This window comes from Sphaerotilus sp., assembly GCF_013299175.1.
Classification (GTDB): domain Bacteria; phylum Pseudomonadota; class Gammaproteobacteria; order Burkholderiales; family Burkholderiaceae_C; genus Sphaerotilus.
Genome location: NZ_JAAFKF010000200.1, coordinates 1 through 2,718, shown reverse-complemented (window position 1 = coordinate 2,718; position 2,718 = coordinate 1). Strand labels below are relative to the sequence as shown.

At 66.4% G+C, this 2,718-nt stretch carries 3 protein-coding genes and 1 pseudogene; 1 reads left to right on the top strand and 3 read right to left on the bottom strand.

Going from position 1 to position 2,718, the window contains the following annotated elements; translation table 11 throughout:
- Positions 1–51: 51 nt before the first annotated feature.
- A complete protein-coding gene (gene yghU, locus QZW52_RS19190) occupies positions 52–924 on the top strand; it encodes a glutathione-dependent disulfide-bond oxidoreductase (protein ID WP_294001732.1) in 873 nt (290 codons plus the stop codon).
- Between the two features lie 18 nt (positions 925–942).
- Here the strand turns inward: yghU and QZW52_RS19185 are convergent, their stop codons facing one another.
- From QZW52_RS19185 to aroE, 3 genes and pseudogenes are all read right to left on the bottom strand, one after another.
- Positions 943–1,593 carry an RES family NAD+ phosphorylase gene (locus QZW52_RS19185; protein ID WP_294001730.1) on the bottom strand — a complete coding sequence of 217 codons (651 nt, stop codon included), beginning with the start codon at positions 1,591–1,593 and terminating at the stop codon, positions 943–945.
- Complete coding sequence (locus QZW52_RS19180) at positions 1,586–2,179, bottom strand: hypothetical protein (RefSeq protein WP_294001729.1); 594 nt, start codon at positions 2,177–2,179, stop codon at positions 1,586–1,588. Before QZW52_RS19180 ends, QZW52_RS19185 begins: the two co-directional genes overlap by 8 nt.
- 123 nt (positions 2,180–2,302) lie before the next feature.
- Positions 2,303–2,718, bottom strand: a pseudogene (gene aroE / locus QZW52_RS19175) (shikimate dehydrogenase); the annotation flags it as partial.

Here is a 2,718-nt window from a genome sequence, read left to right as displayed (position 1 = left end):
GGCGTTTCCCGTAGAGTCTTCGTCAACCTTGACCACAGCCGGAGCCACCCCATGACCGACCCCACCCCCTACACCCCGCCCAAGATCTGGACCTGGAACAAGGCCAACGGCGGCCAGTTCGCCAGCATCAACCGCCCCATCGCCGGCCCGACGCACGACAAGCCGCTGCCGGTCGGCCGCCACCCGCTGCAGCTCTACTCGCTGGCAACGCCCAACGGCGTGAAGGTGACGATCCTGCTGGAAGAGCTGCTCGCCCTCGGCCACACGGGCGCCGAGTACGACGCCTGGCTGATCAAGATCGGCGACGGCGACCAGTTCGGCAGCGGCTTCGTCGCGGCCAACCCGAACTCCAAGATCCCCGCACTGATGGACCACAGCGGCCCGAAGCCGATCCGCGTGTTCGAGTCTGGTGCGATCCTGATGTATCTGGCCGAGAAGTTCGGCAGCGCCTTCCTGCCCACTGAGCCGGCCCAGCGCGCCGAGTGCCTGTCGTGGCTGTTCTGGCAGATGGGCAGCGCGCCCTTCCTCGGCGGCGGCTTCGGGCATTTCTACGCCTACGCGCCGTTCAAGATCGAATACGCCATCGACCGCTACGCGATGGAGGTCAAGCGCCAGCTCGACGTGCTCGACCGGCAACTGGCCGAGCATCCCTACATCGCGGGCGAGGACTACACGATCGCGGACATGGCGATCTGGCCGTGGTACGGCGCGCTGGCCAAGGGACTGGCGTATGGTGCGGGCGAGTTCCTGCAGGTCCAGGACTACAAGAACATCCAGCGGTGGACCGACCAGGTGATGGCACGGCCGGCGGTGCAGCGCGGGCGCAAGGTCAACCGCGTCATGGGCGATCCGGCCAGTCAGTTGCACGAGCGGCATGACGCCAGCGACTTCGAGACGAAGACGCAGGACAAGCTCGGCGGCTGACCTCCGACGGGCGGGCTGTCACCCGATGGCCAGCCCGCAGCCCAGTTCGTCCAGCAGTTGAAACACTTCGGACTCGACGGCGGCAATGGGCTGCGTGCGGCCCACATCACGGATCGCCCCAGCCGGCACCCGATCACCGAACAGCATCACCACTGGGCAGGTGTTCTCCCGTACCGACATCCAGTACAGCCCGTGCGCGGTCGGCACACGCTGCCAGACGTGCAAGGCCCACTGGCGCGTGCGGGGATAGTCGGGCTGCTCCGTGCCGAACAGATCCGCGACCTTGAGGCCGGCAGCGCGCAGTCCGACGCTCGTGAGATTCACCAGCGCCAGCGCCGGCAAAACGATCTCGCTCAGATGGAGCGAACCCGCCTTGTCCTGCTCCCAGTCGTGCAGATGTCCAGTCGAAGGCGTGGGCACATCGTGCAGCACCACTTCCGCGATGGCACCACGGGGCGTCTGTGCAGCATAAAGCGTCGGCACCACACGACCGGTCGCGGGATCGATGAGCGGGCTGAACCGGGCGTTTCCATGGGGCGTGTCGTTGAACGCGGTGGGTGGATACTGCCCGGAAGACCGGTCGAAACGATGCATGCGGTACCAGGTTCCTCCGGGAAATGCCTTGGCCTTGAAGGGCTTGGTCGGTGGCGGAAAAGGCAGGTCAGCCATGCAAGGGACCAGCCATGTGGGCACGGGCTGCGTCGATGACCACACCGGGCTGGCTGGCGAGCAGTTCACGCGGCTTGCGACCATCCAATCGCGAACTGCGTGACTCGAACCACGATGCGATGCGCAACGCCGAGCAGCCGCTCAGGATCTTCAACACCTCGCGCAGTTCAACGACCGGGTGTCCCAGCAGGTCGAAGGCATAGTCAGGAAAGACCTTTTGCCCGCGGTGCTCGATGGCAAAAACACGCCCTTGGCTCAACCATCGACTGGTGAGCGAATGCGGATTGGCGGCAGCGGGATCAGCCCGAACCCCCACCTCGCGCGAGGTCAGCCAAGACGTGCCGTTCAGGATCACGTCCGCCGCACGCTGCTTCAGGCGCTGCGCGACTGGATCGTGACGGCGGATGGGCAGGCGATCGACCAGTGCCTGCCCATCCGAGGACAGCGACTGCGTCACCGCGCCCCCCTGCATCACCGCCTCGGTGATCGCCGCCCACGCCTCGGCTCCGACCACCAGCCGAATCTCCCGGATGTCCGGGAGTGACTCGCGGGAGATGGCTGCACGCTGCAAGGTGACGGTGTGCATCTCAAGGTGACCACGGCTGACTGCACGCGGGGATGACAAAGCTTTTGGCATGGCATTGGCAAACGGAGGTTGCGATTATTGCGAGTCTATACCTCACTCTCTTTCATCGCACACTCGATCACCTCACACCAGCGGCACCGTCATCCGCGCAATCACGGGCGCGGTCTCGGGCCGCACCCCGCGCCACCACACGAACGCTTCGGCCGCCTGCTCCACCAGCATCCCGACGCCATCGGCCAGCCGCTGCACGCCCGCGTTCTGCGCCAGCCGCAGGAACGGCGTCAGCCCCTTGCCGTAGACCAGTTCGTAAGCCAGCGCCGCGTCCGTGAAGACCGAAGCGGGCACGGCGGGCAGCTCCGCCTTGAGGCTGGCGGAGGTCGCGTTGAGCACCACGTCGAACCGCTCGCCAGCCAGATCGCCCAGGCCACAGCCGGTGATGCGCCCGCGCCCGGCGAATACCGCGGCCAGCGCGGTGGCCTTCTCCGCCGTGCGGTTGGCGATCACCAGTTCGGCTGGCTGTTGCGCCAGGAACGGCAGCA